Below are 22,403 nucleotides of genomic sequence, written 5' to 3' on the forward strand. Positions count from 1 at the left end.
CAAGATGCCTAACTTTATGCGCACAAATGAGTACATCAAATCCAGAATTAATGAAGATCGCTGTCGTTGGACCTGAATCAACAGGTAAATCAACGATTGCTCAGGCTATAGCAAGACATTTCAGCACGGTTTGCGTGCCTGAATTTGCACGTGAATATTGTAAAAACTTGCATAATGAATACACGCTGCAAGATGAAGTTAATATGTATTATGGACAAATCGCGCTTGAAGACACTTTAATACCTTTAGCCTATAATAATATGTTGATATGTGATACAACGATATTGACTGTCAAAATCTGGTGTGATCATCTCTTTGGTAATACACCTCAGGAAGTAAAAAACGAAATACAACAACGACCATATGACCTTTTCCTACTCATGGATATCGACCTACCATGGGAGGAAGATCCATTACGCGATTTCCCGGAGCAACGTGAACACTTTATGGAAGTGTGGAAACAGGAATTAAATCAACTCAATGCTCGATATGCCATTATTTCCGGATTAGGAGCTGAACGTTTTGAAAATGCACTTAAGGCGATTAAAAGCAAATAACTTTTTTGCCATTTGTATTAAACTGATATCGAAGCTCGTTCATAATTCATAGATTCCGGTTATAGAAATTCATAGATTCCGGTTATAGAAATGTCAAAAGTAATATTGATCATAAAAAAGATTTTATCTTGTTATTACCGCAAAATAAATCGTATTTTAACATGCAATAGGCTTTGTAGCAGAACTGAACCAATTTATGAATACAGAAAAAATTGCTAGAATTTTCTTTAAGTATAAAGAACCATCAAGAGGATTAATCAACTTTTTAGACGAATACACTGAAATTATTCACTATCCAAAAAAAACCAAATTACTCAAAGAAGGACAAATCAGTCAACACATTTATTTTATTCTTTCGGGTTCCATTCGAATTCACTCTTACGATCAACAGGGAAATAATCAAACCTCAAGCTTATTATTTGAAAATGATCTGGTTTTATCTGTATTTAGTTTTTTTAGCAATAAACCATCTGTAGAAGCGATCGAAACTATTGAAGATTGTGAAATAATTAAAATTCCCAAAAAACAATTAGAAAGAATATATGAAGATTTCCCAGAATTCAATTATTTCGGAAGAAGAATGACGGAGGAATACTATATAAATTCAGAAAAACGCATTTATAATTTAAGAATGTTATCTGCAAAAGATCGTTATTTCCAATTTATTGAAGAAAACCAACAGGCTCTTAAAAGAATACCATTAAGATATATTGCCTCGTATTTAGGCATTAATTTATCAACATTAAGTCGGATCAGAGCAAATACATAATTATTTGACATTTGTCAAATTGATTAAGATAATATTAAAATAAGTTTGGTAAACAATTCATTTACATAATTATGAAAAAGCTTATTTTAATTATTTCCTATTTAAGCATCCTATTGAATGCTTATCAATATCTATTATGGTTTTATATCTGCACAAAAATAGAAGATAGTAGAATCAATGAAACTTATGATCGGTATACATTACAGCTAGACATGATCGTATATGTTATATTTCAATTAATATTACCAATTATTCTAGTTTATATTCTACTCATAAAATTTAAAGAACATTATATCTTAATTACATTACTGATTATTTTCACCTTTATGAATGCATGGTCAGTTATGTGAAAGCGACCAACAGCAATAAACAAAAAAGCCTCAATTGAAATCAATTGAGGCTTTTTACAAAAAATAATACTAGTAACGGTAAGCTTCCGCTTTAAACGGACCGTCAACTGTAACACCAATATAAGAAGCCTGCTCTTCAGTCAACACATCCAGTTCAACACCGATATGCGCTAAATGTAAACGAGCAACTTTCTCATCCAAATATTTTGGAAGTGTGTACACTTTATTCTCATAAGCAGCCGTATTCGTCCATAATTCCAATTGCGCTAACGTTTGGTTTGTGAATGAATTTGACATTACGAATGAAGGATGTCCAGTAGCACAGCCTAAATTCACTAATCTACCTTCTGCTAATAAAATGATATCAACACCGTCAATCGTATATTTATCAACCTGAGGTTTAATTTCAATTTTTGTATTACCATAGTTTTCATTTAACCAAGCAACATCAATTTCATTATCAAAGTGACCGATATTACAAACGACCGTTTTGTCTTTCATTGATTTGAAATGCTCAGGACGAACAATATCTTTATTACCTGTAGTCGTAACAACGATATTAGCTTCTTTCACAGCATCAGCAAATTTTTTCACTTCAAATCCTTCCATAGCTGCCTGTAAAGCACAGATAGGATCGATTTCAGTCACGATAACACGAACACCAGCAGAACGTAAAGACTCTGCAGAACCTTTTCCTACATCACCGTAACCCGCTACAACAGCAACTTTACCTGCCAACATCAAATCTGTTGCACGACGGATAGCATCCACTAAAGATTCGCGACAACCATATTTATTATCAAATTTAGATTTTGTAACAGAATCATTAACATTGATAGCTGGTAAATGTAATGTCCCGTTCTTCATACGTTCGTATAAACGGTGAACACCAGTAGTTGTTTCTTCAGACAAACCTTTGATTTCAGCGATCAATTCTGGATATTTATCAAACACCATATTTGTTAAATCACCACCATCGTCTAAGATCATATTCAACGGTTGACGCTCTTCACCAAAGAATAATGTTTGCTCAATACACCAATTGAATTCTTCTTCGTTCATACCTTTCCAAGCATATACGGGAATCCCAGCAGCTGCAATGGCAGCAGCGGCGTGGTCTTGTGTAGAAAAGATATTACAAGATGACCAAGTCACATCAGCACCCAGTTCAACCAAAGTTTCAATTAAAACAGCTGTCTGAATAGTCATGTGAAGACAACCCGCAATACGCGCACCTTTTAAAGGTTTTGCAGCACCAAACTCAGCACGAAGGCTCATTAAACCCGGCATTTCAGCTTCCGCTAATTCTATTTCTTTACGGCCCCATTCAGCAAGGGTGATGTCCTTAACTTTGTATGGTACGTACGTACTTTCTACTGATGACATATATTATTCTTTTTAAGTTTTAAATTTATTAGCAAAAATACCATTCAATACCTTTAAATCAAAACGTTGAATTTGAAAGCTGTAAAATTCTGACATTGTTTTGAGACTAACGTCTTGACTTAGCTCCTAACAACACTTATATTTGTATGATTAAATTTAAAAAAGAAGATTATGTATCCAGAATATTTAGTAGAACCAATGCGTAAAGAGCTTACAGATGTAGGTTTCGAAGAATTAAAAACTGCTGAGCAAGTTGATGCGGCTATTGCTACAGAAGGAACTGTATTTGTGGTTGTAAACTCAGTATGTGGTTGTGCAGCAGCAAATGCTCGTCCTGCTGCTAAAGCGGCAGTAAAAAATGAAAAACATCCAACTAAATTTGTTACTGTTTTTGCTGGTATGGAAAAAGAAGCTGTTGATAAAGCTAGAAACTATATGTTGCCTTATCCTCCGTCTTCTCCTGCTATGGCATTATTCAAAGATGGCAAATTAGTTCACATGATAGAAAGACACATGATTGAAGGTCGCTCTGCCCAAATGATCGCTGATAATTTAGCAGCTGCATTTGACGAGTACTGTTAATCATTTATTTTGATTTTTGAAAAAGAAAAAGGCTGTTCGAGTTATTCGAATAGCCTTTTTTGATATTATCAAATCATTTGTTTTGCTCAAATGAGCCCTGCAGATTCAAATTAATTTCTTGGAATATAAGTCTTATTACCATTACTATTGATATAATATTTGCCCCCTTCTGGGCCAATATATACATCATGACCATTATACTTCTCTGAAGATAACTTGCCTGCAGTTGCTTTAGTAGGAGTTGCAGTCGATTTTTTCACCTTATTTGTTGAAGCTGTCACATTACTTTTAGCTTTCTCAGTTGATTTAATCGCTTTTTCAGATTCCGCTTTTGATAAAGCGCTTTCGTTCTTAACTGACTGCTTATTTACTTCCTTCGCTTTTATTGCTTCATCCTTCGCTTTTCCGGCAGCTTTAGTAGCTTTAACGGCATCTGATTTAGCGACCTTACTTTCTTTTTCAGCGACCTGTTTTGTACTTGCAGCATTCTCCTTTACTTTTTCCGAAGCTTTTACCGTTTTACTTGCGGAAACCTTCTCCTTTTTAGCTGTCTCTTTTGCTTTTACGGTATTATCCTTCACCGCTTTCTCTGTTTTTTTAACAGCCTTGTTTGGAGTAGTTTCTTGTGCAGTACTCATGGTAATACCAAACAAAGAAATAAATGCAGCTAATGCTGCCATTTTTTTAAAATAATTTAAGGTATTCATAACCCAATATATTTAAGTGTAAAACTAGTTTTAAAAATCAAAATAAATGCCAAAACGCCTTAACAACAAGCACGTTAACAGACATTTAACGTTACTAATGGTTAATAAAAAAGGGTTTTATGAGATCAGTCATAAAACCCTTTAATCTGGTTCTTTATTTACCTGGTGGCTTAGCTTTAGGCATCATTTTATTACCCTTTCTGTCAGGAGTCTTTTTTCCTGCAGTTGAATCCTTTGCCGCCTCAGGATTTTCTTTAACCGGTGCTGCTGGCTTCACCTTTGGTTCCGATTTTTTCACAGGATGCGTCTGTTGCGCAGATACTGCGGCTGCTCCATAAACCAATAAAGAGGCAACGATAGCTGCAGTTATTCCTGAAAATTTTATTGCTTTCATAATTGAAGATAGCGTTAGTTTATTTTGATAAGAATCGCTCAAACCAAGTGCCACAAAACAATCCCAAAATTATTTAACACACTTATTTACAATAAATTAAAATCAAAAATCATTTATTATTGTATTATAATAATTATGATTACAAGTAATGATGTTATTTTTAAACTGAAATTTGTAAAATATTAAAACTGTATGTTTTAACCTCCATACTTCATGCACATATCCTTATATTCATACACATCATTCAATCTCCTTAACAACTGGTACATTCTCCTTCTTTATTTTTCGAACTTTTAAATACAATAGAACAAATGAAAGAATAAAACAAACAACTGTTGTCAAAGCCAGCGCTAAGATCGAGGACTTCACATTTGCAACTGCCCCCTGTTCTATCACTAACACTCGGAAGATCTCTAAATAATGTGTCAGCGGAATCAATTTAGAGATATAGACTACCCAATCAGGCATCTGGCTCAAAGGCCACGTAAAGCCGCTCAAGATAAAGCTTGGTGTAGCGATAACCATGAGTATCTCGGTTGCTTTAAGTTGACTCGGAATAATAATACTCACCAGTATACCGATAAAACTAACTGCGAGTAAGAAGAATACAGTTCCTAATAAAAACGGACCAATTGGTATTTCAAGAGGCATTCTATAAAAAAGTGAAAAACCATAATAAAGAAAATAAATACCTACGGACATGATCAAAAAAGGAGCTATTTTCACTAAAATCAGCAGCAGCACATTAGACGATTTAGATACTAACTCCACAAATGTTCCCTTTTCAAACTCTGATGCAAAACTTAATGCCAAAGCTAACATCATCACTTGTTGTAATACAGTTAATAGCACGCCCGGAAGCATGAAATATAAATAGTTTCCGCTTTTAATATGCTGTTTAATGATTGTAGTTTTAAAAGGTTCATATTGCTGATTGGCTACGTACCCTGGGACACCTTTCTTCTGCTGTGCTTTAATCTGAATACCAGCTTTTAATGTTGCTGCACAGACATTCGCCGCCATGCTCGCATAATTAGAAGTTAATGTATTGGCTGCATTGACAAAGAGCGTCAACTCCGTAGAACGGTTATAGTTCACATCCGAATCAAAATTCTTTGGAATCTGTACCACAACCGTTGCTTCATGTTTCAATGCCTCTTGTTTTGCATTAAAAGCATCTGGCAAAACTGCTGCAACATAAATCACCTCACTCTCATTAAACATTGTGATCAGTTGCTTGCTTAGCGGACTTCTGTCTTGATCTACAACGATAATAGGTAGATGAGTCACTTTACCCTTTTGATAAACTGCACCAATTAACACCCCATATAAAATAGGTGCGCCCACAAAAAGCATCAATAACACTTTATTTTGAAAAAAGAGCCTAAATTCTCGTTTTAATAAGGATACGAATGTGCGCATAATACTTATTTTGTGTTATCAAGATGAAGAATAAACGTCGCCTTAGTCAATAATTTATCCGAACCATCTTTTTGCACAGGTTTCAATTTTACCTCAAACAAAGATTCCTGCTGTTCAAAATCAGGATAAGCCGTAGCAATATTCGCATAAGAACTCAATGTTTTAATGGAAACCACCTCAGCTTCTATTTTTTTATTCTCTAAATATGGAAATGAAAGTTGCTGCTTACTTCCTACCGTCAGGTTATGTAACTGCTTTTCAGGAATTGTAACCCGAAAATAGGTACCATCCACCAAGTAACCAGAAATTAAGCTATATCCCGCCAAAGCAAGTTCCCCGACTTTTAAATTTATGGTTTCAATTGTCATATTTTGAGGCGCGATGATAAAACGTTCCTTCGTTGCAACATCCACTTCGGATACCGCCCCTATTGCTCTCTCCTTTTGTCCCAGCGCCATTTTCTGCTGTTCTACTCGGGCACCGTTTTCAGCATCCGCAAGTTCGGCCTGAACAGCTAAATATTGATTCTTTGCTCCTTGAAATTTCATATAAACTTCATCGTATTGCTGTTGAGCAACCAAAGAGTCCTTAATGAGGTTTTGCATTCTATTCAGTGATTTTTGTGCAAATTCAAATTGCTCACGCAACCCATCACGCTTCGCTCGCAATTGCTTCAACTGATTATCTGTTGCTCCTTTTACAGCCATTTTATATTGCGCCTCAGCAGACTCAAGAGCCCCTTTAGCCTGAATAGATTTGGCTTCAACCTCTGGAAACTCCAAAATCATCAAGGTGTCACCAGCCTGCACAACATCGCCCTCACTCACTAAAATCTGATGTATTTTGCCAGGAATCTTGGTCGTTACAGCAATCTGATCCCGCTCAATCTTTCCCTCAAAAGTATTTTTAAGAGGAGCTTCATTGCTACAGCTTTGCATTAATGCCGCGATTCCAAGTATAGATATATATTTTCTCATAATTATTTCACTAATGATTGATAAAGACTTCCTTGTGATTTTAATAATTCTAAAACAGCAGTACGCTGTAATAAAAGTTGATTATAAAAACTAAGTGACTGCTTGTAAAGCTCATTTTCTGCACTTAACCTTTCCGTTACATCTATTAATCCAGCTTCAAATTGCTTTGATGCCAATGAAAGATTATTATTTGCAATTTTTATCTGCTGTTCATGCACCGCCATTTTTTTCATCGACAACTGGTAATCCGAATTTGTCTTACGTTGCAGCAACATTAGTTTATCCCGCGTATCATTCCATTTATTCTGATTCATAACCAGATCCAGATTTGCTTTTTTGATATTATTTCGATGTTGATTTCCATCAAATACATCCCACTTAACACCAACCCCTACAGCAAAACCCGGTGCCATCTGAAAATGATTAGCACTTAAATTAAGATCACCGGCAAGCGGTACATCTTTGAATTTGAACTTTGTGTCAAAGGCGTTGAAATAAAAAGCACTACCAAAAGCAAAAATCTGTGGTAATTTTGCACCCTTTTCTTTTTTCAGTACATACTCGTATGCACGTTGAGAACTTGCCAAAGCTTGCATTTCCTTCCTGTTCTCTACAGCAGGTTGTATCGGATCTACAATCGCTAGTTCCAATGGATAGCTCACTGTCTTAAGACTATCTAGAGGCATTTTAGTCAATTCCTCCAATTTAAAATATAAGAGTTCACGACTATTGGTCGATTCGGCTTTCTTGCTTTCTAACTCCAGCATAGCCAATTTAATTTTATCACGATCGTAAGGTATAGCCAAACCATTCTCGATCGCTTTTACTACTTTAAGATGCTCCTTATTCAATCTTTTCTCCGAATCAGCAATCAAGGCATCAACTTCTTTCAATAACATGATCTGGTCGAAAGTCTGCACCACTTCCTGAGCAAGGCCCTCATAACCGGCCTCGGTCATCAGCTGCTGTGCTTTATACTTTTCGTCCAAAGCTTTTTTCCCATTCGTAATCTGTAGACCACTAAAGATAACCTGTGTCGCATTTACACCTGCAAAGCCAACCTGAGAAGAGGTATTAAATTTTTGTGCGCCTTCAAAAAGATTCAGTCCCAAGATCGGAAGGGTTTTTGTTGGAAGATCCAATTCTCCACTAGCATTGAGATATCCATACATGCCCATAGCAGATATGTGGGGTAATAACTTTCCGCTCACAGAATTCTTATCTAAAAGGGTTTTCTGATTTTCTAAATAACTATTCTTAATATCGCTATTATTCTGAATTGCCTTTTGAATAAATTCTTTTAGCTGGGGACTAATACCTTGCTGTCCAAACGTTGTATTTTGAAACAGAAAAGGCATTAAAAATATAAAGCATGAAATCTTTTTAACTAACATATTCATAACTCGCATAAGGGTCGATTAGTATATTAAGTAACAATACAAAGATGCGTATGTTTTACGATTTAATTTTTAAGATATCTTAAAAAGGAAAAAATTAATCAAGTTGTCCTCTTATTACCGATAAAGTCTGTTGCGACATCCCTAAATATGAGGCAATATGTCCTAGAGAAGCATTTTTAAGAAGTTCCGAATTTTCTGTTAATAATAATTGGTATCGTTCCATAGCCGTTTGAAACTGCATATTATAAAACCGATTGGAGAAACTGATCACCGAATCGAGTAAAACTTTTTGAATGATCTGATTCACGACAATGTGAGTCTTTGCTAATTCCAAAATATGTTGAAAAGATATGAATGAAATTTTACATGTGGTCAAGGCTTGAAAACCAAATAAAGAAGGTTTTTGATAGAAAACACTCTCTATACCTGTACTAAATGTATTGGGTCCAAAGAAATAATGTGTAATATCCTTACCATTCTTATAGTAGAAGATCCGTGTTAAGCCAGATTCTACAAAATAAATATATTTTAAGTAGCTATCAGGTTCAAAAATTATATCTCCTTTATAAAATTCCTTTGTTTCAATAATCTGAGAAAACAACAACATTAAGTCGTCATCAATAAGATATAAGGTTTTGAAATGTTCCAATGCAGTCATAACTTAAATATGCCAATTTTAAATCAAAAAACCACAAAAAAAAGCCCTTACTATTTATAGTAAGGGCTTTTCTAACATATATTTTTTCTTCTATTGCATATCAAACAAATGCTTTTCTGCATGATAAGAAGATCTCACTAATGGACCAGATTCAACATATTTGAATCCCATTTTTAAACCAATTTCTTTATATTTATCAAACTGCGCAGGTGTAACCCACTCCACTACAGGGTGATGAGCCTTAGTCGGCTGTAAGTATTGACCTATTGTTAAAATATCAACCCCTACATTAAATAAATCTTGCATTGTCTCAATAACATCTTCCTCAGTCTCTCCAAAACCAAGCATAATACCCGATTTGGTACGCAGACCGGCTTCAGAAATACGACGAAGACATTCTAATGAACGATCATATTTTGCTTGAATACGCACTTCACGAGTCAAACGTCTTACGGTTTCAATATTATGAGATACAACCTCTGGACGAACAGCAAGCACGCGATCAAGATTTTCCCATTGTCCTTTAAAATCAGGAATCAAAGTCTCTAAAGTAGTTGTAGGACTTTCTTGACGAATAGCATTGATTGTTTCTGCCCAAATGATAGAACCCCCATCTTTCAAGTCATCACGATCGACAGAAGTAATGACACAATGTTTCACCTGCATCAGTTTAACCGAATTAGCAACTCGCGCTGGTTCATCCAGTTCAACAGCTTTGGGACGCCCCGTTGATACAGCGCAAAACGAACACGAACGTGTACAAATATTGCCTAAAATCATGAATGTAGCAGTTCCTGCACCCCAACACTCACCCATATTAGGACAGTTTCCACTCTCACAGATCGTATGTAGCTTATGCTCGTCTACTAGTCCTCTTACATGTCTATATTCTTTACCAACTGGCAATTTTACACGCAACCAATCTGGCTTACGCTGTGTTTGTGTTGCAGGGATAACTGGAAGTTCAATCATGATGCAAAGTTAATGATTATAAATGTAATTTTTTATCGACATTTTGTTTGAATACTATCATAATAACCATTGTCACCACATATCATACAGTTGAACGTATTGTTTTTTTTATGATATTTGTAAAACATCATATTAAATACCAATTCACATGCGATTTAGCCATTCAGTAACTTTGGTACTTTTAGCGGGACTTTTACCCCTAAAAATATTTGCTCAGCAAAATTTTGACTTAATACCGAAACCCAGCAGTCTTACACTAGCAGTTGGTTCTTATCAAATTCCAGCTTTTCCAAAAGTTTATGTTTCAGAAGAATTCATAAATGCCAGTCAGTTACTAACGGAACATCCGGCTATAACATCTATTACGACCGAAATTGTAAAAAAGATAAAGAAAGCCCCCAAAGAAGGAATTCGCATCTTAAAAGCTGAGGAAACAGATAAACTAGATAAAGCAGCCTATCGCATCGGTATTACTGATAAAGGAATTGTTATCCTAGCTCATGAAGTTGCCCCTGTCATCAATGCCATTTACACACTTGTTCAACTCGGCTACTTACAGGACGATCCTGCTCAGATAAATGCTGTGGATATCGAAGATCAACCAAGTTTTTCATATCGCGGATTACATTTAGATCCTTCACGTCATTTTATTCCTTTCCCTATTATGAAGAAATTTGTAGATGTTATGGCTCTCTACAAATTGAATAATCTGCACTGGCATTTGACTGATGGAGCGGGATGGAGATTAGAGATTAAGAAATACCCAGAATTAACCAATAAAGCGGCGTGGCGCACGCATGTAAAATGGAAAGACTGGTGGAACAATGGCCGTCAATATGTGGATGCAGGAACTCCAAATGCAAGTGGTGGATTCTATACACAGGATCAAGCCAGAGAACTCGTAGCCTATGCCGCGCAACGGGGGATTAATGTCATTCCTGAAGTTGAAATGCCTGGACACTCTGAAGAAGTTTTAGCCATTTACCCCGAATTATCCTGCTCCGGTAAACCGTATACACAATCTGAATTCTGTGTCGGTAATGAGAAAACTTATGAGTTTTTAAAAAATGTACTGGATGAAGTTATTGCCATATTTCCTTCACCTTACATTCATATTGGAGGAGATGAGGCCGATAAGAAACATTGGAAAACCTGTCCTAAATGTCAAGCTTTAAAAGCAAAAGAAGGTTTAAAATCTGAAGAAGAACTTCAAAGTTACTTGATTAAACAGATGGATGAATATGTCCAATCTAAAGGTCGTAAAATTATCGGCTGGGACGAAATCTTAGAAGGAGGATTGACAAAAGGTGCTACTGTGATGAGCTGGAGAGGCGAATCAGGAGGTATCAATTCGGCTAATGCAGGACACGATGTCATCATGACCCCAGGATCCCACCTTTATTTTGATTCATACCAAACGGACCCTAGAACGCAACCTGAAACAATTGGCGGATACCTTCCTATCAGTAAAGTCTATGAATACAACCCTATTCCAGCTGCTATTCAGCAAGATAAAATTAAGCATGTTTTAGGTGCTCAGGCAAATTTATGGGCAGAATACATGCCTAATTATCAACAATTAGAATACATGGCTTTTCCAAGAACATTAGCTTTAGCTGAAGTTGTCTGGACAAAAGCTGATCTAAAAAATTGGCCGAACTTCCATAAAAGACTGCAATCACACTATAAAATTTTACAGCACTTCGATATCAATTATTATCGACCATCGTACAATGTAAAAGCTTCCGTAGATTTTGATGCAAAGAAGGCCTCAAATACGGTAACATTAACGACCGAACAATTACATGCAGATAATATCCGATTTACGATAGATGGATCAAAACCCACTTATCAAGCAACCCCTTATAACAATTCATTTGATCTCTCTGTTCCTACGATTGTTAAAGCAGCTTACTTTTTAGATTCAACTCAGGTCGGACCCATCGAAACGATCCAACTGGATGTTCATAAAGCAATAGGAAAAGCTGTTTCTTATACAAATAAATGGGACGATGGATATCCTGCACAGAAAGAACTGACATTAACAAACGGTGTTAAAGGCGGGTTAACATACCAAGATGGGCAATGGCAAGGATTTTTAAAAGATCTTGATGTTGTTGTTGATTTCGAGCGACGTGAAGAGATCAATAGTGTTGCCATGAATTTCATGCAGATTACAGGTCCTGGCGTATATATGCCTGGAGAATTTAAAGTTTTATTATCCGAAAATGGTCGAACTTTCAGAGAGGTCGGTATCGTACAGAACGACGTTTCTGATCAAGACCCAACCTTAACTTTCAAACGGTTTGAATTGAAATTAGCGAAGCCTCAACAAGCACGTTTTGTACGTGTCGTAGCAACAAATCCGAAAAAAGGATTTCTATTTGCGGATGAGCTGATTGTCTATTAAATAATGCATTCTTTACAGAGAGCAGCGGTATTAAAAAAATGTGCTGCTGCTCTCTTTTTGACTATCCTCCCGTACATAAATGATTTATCTGAAAATAAATATCGGAAAATCAAATAAAATAATGTAATTTTGCACTCCGACAAAGCGGTCGGAATATACCCTTCTCGAAGCGCATTTTTGATTGTCTTTGTTCATACTTTGAAATTTTATTTTTTGAACTAGATATAATGCCAAGAAACACCTCCATTAAATCGGTTTTAATCATTGGATCAGGTCCAATTGTAATTGGTCAAGCCTGTGAATTTGATTATTCGGGATCTCAAGCAGCCCTTTCTCTAAAAGAAGAAGGCATTGAAGTTTCCATCATCAACTCGAACCCTGCAACGATTATGACTGATAAAGTCATTGCAGACCACGTTTATTTACTTCCTTTAACTGTAGAAAGTATTGAAGAAATTCTTAAAGAACAAAAGATTGACGCCGTTCTACCTACTATGGGTGGCCAAACAGCGTTAAACTTATGTATCGAAGCTTCAAACATCGGACTATGGGAAAAATACGACGTTAAAGTTATCGGTGTTGATGTTGCTGCAATTGAAAAAACAGAAAACCGTGAAGAGTTCCGTCAATTAATGATTGATATCGGTGTAGGTGTAGCACCTTCGAAAATCGCTAACTCTTTCTTAGAAGGTAAAGAAGCAGCGCAAGAAATTGGTTATCCATTAGTGATTCGTCCTTCTTATACCTTAGCTGGTACTGGTGGCGGATTTGTACACTCGAAAGATGAATTCGACGCAGCTCTTAGTAGAGGTTTAAGTGCTTCTCCTACTCACGAAGTATTAGTTGAAAAAGCAGTATTAGGCTGGAAAGAATTCGAATTAGAGTTATTACGTGATACCAATGATAACGTAATTATCATCTGTACTATTGAGAACTTTGATCCGATGGGAATCCATACAGGTGACTCAATCACGGTTGCTCCAGGGATGACTTTATCCGACAAATGCTACCAAGACATGCGTAATCAAGCAATCCTGATGATGCGTTCTATTGGTAACTTTGCAGGAGGTTGTAACGTACAGTTCTCTGTTAATCCGGAGGATGAAGACATCATCGCAATCGAAATCAACCCTCGTGTATCTCGCTCTTCAGCATTAGCATCTAAAGCAACGGGTTACCCCATTGCAAAAATTGCTGCTAAATTAGCGATTGGTTACAATTTGGATGAATTACAAAACCAAATCACAAAAACTACGTCAGCTTACTTCGAGCCAACTTTAGATTATGTAATCGTAAAAGTACCTCGTTTCAACTTTGATAAATTCAAAGGAGCAAATACAGAATTAGGTTTGCAGATGAAAGCGGTAGGTGAAGTAATGGCAATCGGCCGTACTTTTATCGAAGCACTTCAAAAAGCATGTCAATCATTAGAAACAAACCGCGCAGGTTTAGGAGCTGATGGTCGTCAATTACGCAATTTAGAAGAAATCATGCATAGCCTTGAGCATCCAAGTGGTGATCGTCTGTTTCATATCAAAGATGCGTTTGAATTGGGTGTTCCATTGGAATCTATCCGCAAAGCAACACGTATCGATAAATGGTACTTAGTACAAATTCAAGAGTTAGTAGCCTTAGAAACAGAACTTCGCCGCTACCAATTGAACAATATTCCAAAAGACTTCTTCATGACCTTGAAACAAAAAGGTTATTCAGATATCCAAATCTCTTGGTTATTAGGAAATGTAACGGAAGATGAAGTATATGACCGTCGTAAGGCATTAGGCATTAGCCGTGTTTACAAAATGGTTGATACTTGTGCTGCGGAATTCCCTGCGCAAACACCATACTACTACTCTACTTTTGAAGAAGAAAACGAATCAGTAGCTTCTGATAAGAAAAAAATCGTTGTATTAGGCTCAGGTCCTAACCGTATCGGTCAAGGTATCGAATTTGATTACTCTTGTGTACACGGTTTATTAGCCGCTAAAGAAGCAGGATTCGAAGCAATCATGGTTAACTGTAACCCAGAGACAGTTTCAACGGACTTCAACATGGCTGATAAATTATACTTTGAGCCAGTATTCTGGGAACATGTTCGCGAAATTATTGAATTAGAGAAACCAGTAGGTGTTATCGTTCAATTAGGTGGTCAGACAGCTCTTAAAATGGCTGATCAATTAGAAGCACTTGGTGTTAAGATCATCGGAACAGATTTCCAAAATATGGATTTAGCTGAAGATCGCGGTCGTTTCTCAGATCTATTGAAATCTTTGGATATTCCTTATCCTAAGTATGGTGTAGCTGAGTCGGCAGAAGAAGCAATCAAAGTTGCGAACGAAGTTGGATATCCAGTTCTTGTTCGTCCATCATATGTACTAGGTGGTCAAGGAATGAGCATCGTGATCAACGATGATGACTTAGAGAAAGCAGTTGTTAACTTATTGAAAAACCTTCCTGGAAACCGTGTCCTAATTGACCACTTCTTGGATCGTGCTGAAGAAGCAGAATCTGATTCCATCTGTGATGGTGAAGATGTACACATCATTGGTATGATGGAACACATCGAACCTGCAGGTATCCACTCTGGTGACTCTTACGCAGTACTACCTCCATTTAGCTTATCACAAGCTGTACAAGATAAAATGGCAGAGTATTCGATCAAATTAGCGAAAGCATTAGATGTAAGAGGGCTATTAAATATTCAATTCGCCGTGAAAGGTGAAAATGTATATGTAATCGAAGCAAACCCACGTGCATCTCGTACAGTTCCTTTTATCGCTAAAGCATACGATGTACCTTACATCAACATCGCAACAAAAATCATGTTAGGCGTAAACAAATTGAAAGATTTCAAAATCGAGCGCAAATTACAAGGTTGGGCAATCAAAGAACCTGTATTCTCGTTCTCTAAATTCCCTGAAGTTGATAAACAGTTAGGTCCAGAAATGAAGTCTACAGGTGAAGCTATCCGTTTCATCAAAGATTTAAATGACCCTTACTTTAGAGATTTAGTTGCTAAAAAATCGATGTTCTTATCGAAATAAGCTTAAACTCTTATTGCATAAAAAAGCCTTCTTATTTATTTAAGAAGGCTTTTTTTATAGGATCATATTTGTTCACGAGTTAAATGTCTTTAACGCATCTAAATCCTACATTGTTTGTCGGACTATTAATCTCACCCTTTCCCCGGCTACCTGCTTTATAACGCTCACAATATTGATCATTGCAGAGAAACGATCCACCCCGTTGTACTCGTTTTACAGCCCCCGGTTCATCGGGATCATATGCATCAGTTGGACCTTTAGGATTATCGGCAGTACTTTTTGCATAATAATCAGGACGATAAAAGTCAGCGCACCATTCCCAAACATTCCCTTCCATATCATACAGACCGATTGAATTTGCAGGAAAAGCTTTAACTGGCGACGTACCGATGTAACCATCTAACTTCGTATTGAGAACAGGAAACTGTCCTTGAAAAATATTAGCCAAATAACGATCATTATCCAACAATTCATTTCCCCAATAATAGGTCATCGGATTTGATGTACGAGCACGTGCTGCGTATTCCCATTCGGCTTCTGTTGGTAAACGTTTTCCTGCCCACTTTGCATAGGCTTCAGCATCTTGATAAGCAATGTGTACAACAGGAAAGTCCTCTTTACCCTCAATACTGGTATTTGGACCTTCAGGATGCTTCCAATTAGCCCCTACGACATAAGACCACCACTGCAGATGATTGGTTAAACCTTGAACCTCTTTTGGTGGTGAAAAAATAGCAGAACCTGGCTTTAACATCGCCGGATCTACACCTGGAAATTCCTTTGGATCTAACGGTCTTTCAGCCACAGTTACATAACCGGTCGCTTTTACAAATGCTTCAAATTGACCATTTGTTACTTCATGTTCATCAATTAAAAAATCATTGATTTTAACTTCATGAACTGGTTTAGCATCAACAAACTGATCCGAACCCATCATAAAATATCCACCTGTAACCTTGACCATTTTAACTTGATCAATACCAGCCCCTTCAACAATATGATGCGCAGTATCTAAATTCGAGAATCGAGAGGGAATATTTGTTGCCATATAACAGCGGGAAGAATCCTGCGAAACAAAGAGATCGGCAGTATTACCTTTCGGCTTACTGTTACTGAAGCATGAAGTCAATAAGACAAAACATGGGACACAAAAGAATATATTCCTGTACATAGGTCGGTCGATAACAAATAAAGTTACAATTTAGATATTTTTAAACAAGAAGTGAAACGATCGTCAATAAAAAAGGGAGAACAATAACCGCTCTCCCTTTCTAATAGTTAACAAAAAGATTATACGTCTAATTGAACACCGCTTACTTTACCTTCTTTTGAACGTATTTTCGTTGTACCACCACCATTTAAAGTGATATCTACAGGCTTATTCGTTTTCCATGCACCTTTAGTAAAATCAGGAATATTGACCGTTCTAGAGTTGTTTTTTACAGAATCAAAACTTAAAGGAACGATACAACTCCAAGAAGCTGCATCATAAACATCTTGATCCAATGGTAAACCATTGCGCAAACAATCTATTAATCTCCAGTCCATCATGAAATCCATTCCACCATGACCACCTACCTGTTTTGCCTGCTCACCAATAAATTTCACTAGTTCAGGTGTATATTTAGCATACAGTTCTTTCATTTTATCTTTGGAGATAAATTCATGTCCAAACGCAATATTTTCATCAGGATATTTCTGCGCATAACCTTTTGTACCGCTTAATGTATGTAATCTAGAATATGGTCTTGGCGAAGTCACATCATGTTGCAACATAATTGTCTTACCCAATTCTGTACGGATTAAAGTTGTATTCATATTACCACGGAAGTTCTTACCAACAAATTCTTGATAAAAAGAATCTTTTGCTGCCAATTCTTTCGCTTTAGCGCCCATTTGGAAATCATTTGTAGACATAGCAACTAAATGATTCATTTTATCACCACGGTTTATATTCATACATTGCGCAACCGGACCTAAACCATGTGTTGGATATAAGTTACCATTTAACTTAATATTTTCACGCAATCTCCACATATTATCGTAACCATTTTTCGCAAAATTTAAGTCCAATAAATCGTGAATATATGCTCCTTCGCCATGTAACAGCTCACCAAATAGACCTTGACGCGTCATGTTTAATGTTAGCATTTCAAAGAAATCATAGCAACAGTTCTCCAACATCATACAATGTTTTTTCGTTTCTTCTGATACGCGAACCACTTCCCAACAGTCTTTAAGAGTTAAGGCAATCGGCACTTCACACGCAACATGCGCACCAGCTTTCATTGCGCCGATACTCATGGGAGTATGATAGTCCCATGGAGAACAGATATAAACTAAATCCAATTTCTCATTTTTCAGCATGTCTTTCCATCCGTCTTCACCAGAATAAGATTTTGCATCTTTCAGCGATTTCTTACGCAGGATACCTTGAGCCCGTTCTACACGGTCTGCATGTTTATCACATAACGCAACGATCTCAACACCATCAATGTAAGACAAACGATCCACAGCACCAGGACCACGCATTCCTAAACCAATAACTGCTGCACGCACTTTATCAATCTTAGGGGCCGCATGACCGGACATGTTGAATTTTGTTGCAGCCAATACATTGGAATTTAAAGTTGGTAATGTCACCGCTACAGATGATAAGATACCCGCTTTCTTTAAGAAATCTCTTCTATTAGAATTCATATTTTGATAGATTAATTTACATACAAAATTAAAGGGGCCATAGAAAGCCCCTCTAAAATCACCTATTTTAAAACAAACTAAACAGTCTTTGAAATGATTATCAAACTTAATGATAACAGTCGTTCAATAATTAGTTATAGAATCAGCCGTAGACCTTTTCTATAACAAGAATACACTAGAAAATCGGTAATTAAAAATAAAAAAACAAAGCAATCGTTTGCTTAAAATAAACAACCGTTTGCAAAGTGACATCCAGCATTCAGATATTTCTCAAATTCTAGTAACCAATTAGTTACATCTAATAATCTTGTTCATAATTAAATGAAGAAACTTCTGAATTATAATTTATAGCATCCTGAATTCTCTTATCATGAAACGCAGAGACATGTATCTGTTATTAAAATAAAAATCATTTCTGAAGTCCTTCTTTTGGATTAATAAACATCAATCTGAAGAGCTCGTTAGCATATCTTATGAATTATTAAAATATACTATGAAATAATAATGTGTTATCAAACTGAACACAATCCTAGTAATATGTTGAAGAATCAATCAACATATTAAGAGAATCTAATGCCACTATGAGGAGCAATCAATAAGTAATTATGGATTCTGAAACTAATGGGGTTATAAGCATGGGTATGTATAGCATAAAAGCAGAAGCTGCCATTATGCTTGTCCGATAGGAAGAGGATATAGAAGCCGAATAGGTTAAATGATGAGCATGAAGGGCCTGCAGAAGCTACCGGAAGAACAGGAATAGCCCTGTTCTCAGCATAAAAAGGTATAAACACAAAAAAGCCTCTGCTGTATAGCAAAGGCTTCTGTATAAAAAAAGGCACCGACCTACTCTCCCACCTGTTACGGCAATACCATCGGCTCTGGCGGGCTTGACTTCTCTGTTCGGAATGGGAAGAGGTAGACACCGCCGATATAGGCACCTAAAATGTTTTTATGTGATATATGCTCTATAAAAAGCATTATCTATAGACAATTGAAAGAAAAACTAAAAGAGGAAGACAACAGTGTTTGCGTTGCTTGAGAAAGCTTCGGGTGATTAGTATTGCTCAGCTATGGTATTTCTACCTTTACACCTGCAACCTATCAACGTAGTAGTCTACTACGGCCCTATAAGGAAGTCTCATCTCGTGGCTAGTTTCGCACTTAGATGCTTTCAGCGCTTATCTATTCCCGACGTAGCTACCCAGCCGTACACCTGGCGGCATAACTGGTTTACCAGCGGTCAGTCCATCCCGGTCCTCTCGTACTAAGGACAGATCCACTCAAACTTCCAACGCCCACAACAGATAGGGACCGAACTGTCTCGCGACGTTCTGAACCCAGCTCGCGTGCCACTTTAATGGGCGAACAGCCCAACCCTTGGGACCTTCTCCAGCCCCAGGATGTGACGAGCCGACATCGAGGTGCCAAACCTCCCCGTCGATATGAGCTCTTGGGGGAGATCAGCCTGTTATCCCCAGCGTACCTTTTATCCTTTGAGCGATGGCCCTTCCATACAGAACCACCGGATCACTATGTCCGTCTTTCGACCCTGTTCGACTTGTTGGTCTCACAGTCAAGCAAGCTTATGCCATTGCACTCCTCGTACGGTTACCAAGCGTACTGAGCTTACCTTTGAAAGCCTCCGTTACCTTTTTGGAGGCGACCACCCCAGTCAAACTACCCACCAAACAATGTCCTCGACATGATCGAGTTAGAAACCGAATACAGAAAGGGCGGTATTTCAAGGTTGATTCCATGACTCCTGGCGAAGCCACTTCAACATCTCCCGCCTATCCTACACATCCTGTACCCAATTTCAATGTTAAGCTATAGTGAAGGTGCATGGGGTCTTTCCGTCCCGTTGCGGGTAATCGGCGTCTTCACCGATACCACAATTTCACCGAGCTCATGGCTGAGACAGCGCCCAGATCGTTACACCATTCGTGCAGGTCGGAACTTACCCGACAAGGAATTTCGCTACCTTAGGACCGTTATAGTTACGGCCGCCGTTTACTGGGGCTTCGATTCAATGCTTCTCTTGCGATGACATCCCCTCTTAACCTTCCAGCACCGGGCAGGTGTCAGGCCTTATACTTCATCTTTCGATTTTGCAAAGCCATATGTTTTTGTTAAACAGTCGCCTGGGCCTTTTCACTGCGGCTTCTCCATCGCTGGAGGAAGCGCCCCTTCTCCCGAAGTTACAGGGCCATTTTGCCGAGTTCCTTAGCCATGATTCACTCGAGCACCTTAGGATTCTCTCCTCGACTACCTGTGTCGGTTTACGGTACGGGTTTTTATAACCTGAAGCTTAGCGGGTTTTCTTGGAAGTCTGTTTACCTGCTCTATCAGCGCCGCCGAAGCTTTGCTGTACTATTGGGTTTCAGCAGGGTCGGCGGATTTGCCTACCGTCCCTATACCTACGCCTTTTAACGAACTATTCCGTCAGTTCGCGGCAGTGTCACTACTCCGTCACCACATCGCAGTTATAAAAAGTACTGGAATATTAACCAGTTGTCCATCGGCTTACTCCCTTCGGATGCGCCTTAGGCCCCGACTAACCCTGATCCGATTAGCGTTGATCAGGAAACCTTAGTCTTTCGGTGGGCGGGTTTCTCACCCGCCTTATCGTTACTTATGCCTACATTTGCTTTTCTATCAACTCCACGGCCCATTACCAGACCGCTTCTCCGTAAATAGAATGCTCCCCTACCAGACATGCACTAAATGCATGAATCCATAGCTTCGGTAATACACTTGATGCCCGTTTATTATCCACGCCCGACCGCTCGACTAGTGAGCTGTTACGCACTCTTTAAATGAATGGCTGCTTCCAAGCCAACATCCTAGCTGTCTGTGCAGTCGGACCTCGTTAGTTCAACTTAGCGTATATTTAGGGACCTTAGCTGATGGTCTGGGTTCTTTCCCTCTCGGCCTTGGACCTTAGCACCCAAAGCCTCACTGCCGGCCATATCTTATAGCATTCGGAGTTCGTCTGGATTTGGTAGGATTTGACTCCCCCGCACCCAATCGGTAGCTCTACCTCTATAAGACTCCATGCCGACGCTGTTCCTAAAAACATTTCGGGGAGTACGAGCTATTTCCCAGTTTGATTAGCCTTTCACCCCTACCCTCAGGTCATCCGGAAACTTTTCAACGTTTATCGGTTCGGTCCTCCATTACATGTTACTGCAACTTCAACCTGCCCAAGGGTAGATCACAAGGTTTCGCGTCTACCTCATCTGACTATGCGCCCTATTAAGACTCGCTTTCGCTTCGGCTGCGTGGCTGAACCACTTAACCTTGCCAGACAAGAGTAACTCGTAGGCTCATTATGCAAAAGGCACGCCGTCACTGGACCTGCCAGCTCCGACCGCTTGTAAGCACACGGTTTCAGGTTCTTTTCACTCCTCTGTTCGAGGTTCTTTTCACCTTTCCCTCACGGTACTAGTTCACTATCGGTCTCTCAGGAGTATTTAGCCTTATCAGATGGTGCTGACAGATTCCCACAGGGCGTCTCCGACCCCGCGGTACTCAGGGTACTGCTAGGCTAGCATTCTATACGTGTACAGGGCTATCACCGTGTATCGCTGGGCTTCCCATCCCATTCCACTTCTGTTTGCTAATGCCACATCGCAGCCCTACAACCCCAACAATGCCGTAACATTATTGGTTTGGGCTCTTTCCCGTTCGCTCGCCACTACTTGGGAAATCATTATTATTTTCTTCTCCTACGCCTACTTAGATGTTTCAGTTCAGCGCGTTCGCGTATTTTACAACATACCTTCAGTATGCTAGGTTGCCCCATTCGGAAATCTTCGGATCAAACTCACATTTGCTAATCCCCGAAGCTTATCGCAGCTTATCACGTCCTTCATCGCCTCTGAGAGCCTAGGCATCCCCCGTGTGCCCTTATTTACTTTCTTCACCTCATAGCCCTTTTGCTACTATGGGTTGCTTTTTGATATATAACCGTGATGCTACGCATTAATCCGTTCGGCCTTGACCGAGGGTCTTCATAATACATCAAGCACATCACAGTATTGTCTCTACTGTTGTCTTCTCTTGTAATTTT

15 protein-coding genes and 2 rRNA genes are annotated in these 22,403 nt (G+C 38.3%); 5 read left to right on the forward strand and 12 right to left on the reverse strand.

From position 1 onward, the window contains the following. The first annotated feature begins 26 nt into the window (after positions 1-26). Together FHR29_RS18055 and FHR29_RS18060 are read left to right on the forward strand one after the other, a co-directional pair. A complete protein-coding gene (locus FHR29_RS18055; RefSeq protein ID WP_183916160.1) occupies positions 27-557 on the forward strand; it encodes an AAA family ATPase in 531 nt (176 codons plus the stop codon). A gap of 196 nt (positions 558-753) precedes the next feature. Then, positions 754-1,326 (forward strand): Crp/Fnr family transcriptional regulator, encoded by a 573-nt coding sequence (locus tag FHR29_RS18060; RefSeq protein ID WP_183916162.1) that lies wholly within the window; start codon positions 754-756, stop codon positions 1,324-1,326. Positions 1,327-1,745: 419 nt separating this feature from the next. On the opposite strand, the gene ahcY is transcribed toward FHR29_RS18060, so the two are convergent. Then, positions 1,746-3,062, reverse strand: a complete 1,317-nt coding sequence (gene ahcY / locus FHR29_RS18065) for an adenosylhomocysteinase (protein WP_021190641.1) — start codon at positions 3,060-3,062, stop codon at positions 1,746-1,748. Positions 3,063-3,233: 171 nt separating this feature from the next. On the opposite strand from ahcY, the gene FHR29_RS18070 reads away from it, so the two are divergent. Then, positions 3,234-3,644 carry a BrxA/BrxB family bacilliredoxin gene (locus tag FHR29_RS18070; protein WP_021190642.1) on the forward strand — a complete coding sequence of 137 codons (411 nt, stop codon included), beginning with the start codon at positions 3,234-3,236 and terminating at the stop codon, positions 3,642-3,644. A gap of 110 nt (positions 3,645-3,754) precedes the next feature. Here FHR29_RS18070 and FHR29_RS18075 read toward each other — a convergent pair whose 3' ends face one another. The 7 genes from FHR29_RS18075 to lipA all read right to left on the reverse strand — a co-directional run bounded on the left by FHR29_RS18075 (position 3,755) and on the right by lipA (position 10,174). After that, positions 3,755-4,351 carry a hypothetical protein gene (locus FHR29_RS18075; RefSeq protein WP_183916164.1) on the reverse strand — a complete coding sequence of 199 codons (597 nt, stop codon included), beginning with the start codon at positions 4,349-4,351 and terminating at the stop codon, positions 3,755-3,757. Positions 4,352-4,505: 154 nt separating this feature from the next. Next, positions 4,506-4,745: a hypothetical protein gene (locus tag FHR29_RS18080; RefSeq protein ID WP_156169715.1), complete on the reverse strand. Its 240-nt coding sequence runs from the start codon at positions 4,743-4,745 to the stop codon at positions 4,506-4,508. Positions 4,746-4,985: 240 nt separating this feature from the next. After that, positions 4,986-6,167: an ABC transporter permease gene (locus FHR29_RS18085; protein WP_183916166.1), complete on the reverse strand. Its 1,182-nt coding sequence runs from the start codon at positions 6,165-6,167 to the stop codon at positions 4,986-4,988. 5 nt (positions 6,168-6,172) lie between these two features. Then, the gene (locus tag FHR29_RS18090) at positions 6,173-7,144 is read right to left on the reverse strand and encodes an HlyD family secretion protein (protein ID WP_183916168.1); all 972 of its coding nucleotides are present in this window, start codon (positions 7,142-7,144) and stop codon (positions 6,173-6,175) included. A 2-nt stretch (positions 7,145-7,146) separates the two neighbouring features. After that, positions 7,147-8,538, reverse strand: coding sequence for a TolC family protein (locus tag FHR29_RS18095; protein ID WP_183916170.1), 1,392 nt, complete (start codon positions 8,536-8,538; stop codon positions 7,147-7,149). A 100-nt stretch (positions 8,539-8,638) separates the two neighbouring features. Further along, entirely contained in the window at positions 8,639-9,202 is a 564-nt protein-coding gene (locus FHR29_RS18100; protein ID WP_183916172.1) for a Crp/Fnr family transcriptional regulator, read from the reverse strand. Positions 9,203-9,292: 90 nt separating this feature from the next. After that, a complete protein-coding gene (gene lipA, locus FHR29_RS18105) occupies positions 9,293-10,174 on the reverse strand; it encodes a lipoyl synthase (protein ID WP_021190648.1) in 882 nt (293 codons plus the stop codon). A 148-nt stretch (positions 10,175-10,322) separates the two neighbouring features. Between lipA and FHR29_RS18110 the strand changes: the two genes are divergently transcribed. Continuing rightward, on the forward strand, positions 10,323-12,584 hold the full coding sequence (locus FHR29_RS18110; protein ID WP_183916174.1) for a family 20 glycosylhydrolase: 2,262 nt from the start codon (positions 10,323-10,325) through the stop codon (positions 12,582-12,584). A 227-nt stretch (positions 12,585-12,811) separates the two neighbouring features. Continuing rightward, the gene (carB, locus tag FHR29_RS18115) at positions 12,812-15,628 is read left to right on the forward strand and encodes a carbamoyl-phosphate synthase large subunit (RefSeq protein WP_132772548.1); all 2,817 of its coding nucleotides are present in this window, start codon (positions 12,812-12,814) and stop codon (positions 15,626-15,628) included. Positions 15,629-15,707: 79 nt separating this feature from the next. On the opposite strand, the gene FHR29_RS18120 is transcribed toward carB, so the two are convergent. From FHR29_RS18120 to FHR29_RS18135, 4 genes are all read right to left on the reverse strand, one after another. Then, entirely contained in the window at positions 15,708-16,676 is a 969-nt protein-coding gene (locus tag FHR29_RS18120) for a formylglycine-generating enzyme family protein (RefSeq protein WP_132772550.1), read from the reverse strand. Between the two features lie 242 nt (positions 16,677-16,918). After that, positions 16,919-18,328, reverse strand: coding sequence for a Gfo/Idh/MocA family protein (locus FHR29_RS18125; protein ID WP_021190651.1), 1,410 nt, complete (start codon positions 18,326-18,328; stop codon positions 16,919-16,921). 833 nt (positions 18,329-19,161) lie between these two features. After that, positions 19,162-19,273: ribosomal RNA gene (rrf, locus tag FHR29_RS18130) — 5S ribosomal RNA — on the reverse strand. 93 nt (positions 19,274-19,366) lie between these two features. Beyond that, positions 19,367-22,254, reverse strand: a 23S ribosomal RNA gene (locus FHR29_RS18135). Between the last annotated feature and the right edge of the window lie 149 nt (positions 22,255-22,403).

The organism is Sphingobacterium sp. JUb56, from assembly GCF_014191365.1.
In the GTDB taxonomy this organism is placed as follows: domain Bacteria; phylum Bacteroidota; class Bacteroidia; order Sphingobacteriales; family Sphingobacteriaceae; genus Sphingobacterium; species Sphingobacterium anhuiense.